The following is a 311-nucleotide window of genomic DNA, read 5'->3' on the forward strand; positions in this document are numbered from 1 at the left end:
TTCATCAGCCTGGGGCCTCTCTTCATCCTGTGCCTGATCTTCAAGCAGACCGAGTCGCTGTTTCACAAGTGGCTGCTGTACGGCATCGGGCTGCTGTTTTCGATGGCGGTGCTCAGCTTCATGGTGTCGCTGGTGCTGGAGTTGAACTTTCGCATTGCCGCGGGGCTGTGGGGGGCCAAGGCGATCACCAGCTTTCTGGGCATCAGCGGCAGCACGGGGCTGACCAGCCAGGCGATGCTGCAAGGGGGCATCGGGCTGCTGCTGACGACCCTGCTGGTGACCGCGCCTGCGGCGGCGGCGCAGTTCTTTGG

At 63.3% G+C, this 311-nt stretch carries 1 protein-coding gene; it reads left to right on the plus strand.

Going from position 1 to position 311, the window contains the following annotated elements; genetic code table 11:
* The coding region (locus tag EJI00_RS24980) for a type IV secretion system protein (RefSeq protein ID WP_185868228.1) at positions 1-311 on the plus strand (311 nt) is incomplete at both ends.

It is taken from the genome of Variovorax sp. DXTD-1, assembly GCF_003984625.1.
Lineage (GTDB): Bacteria > Pseudomonadota > Gammaproteobacteria > Burkholderiales > Burkholderiaceae_C > Variovorax.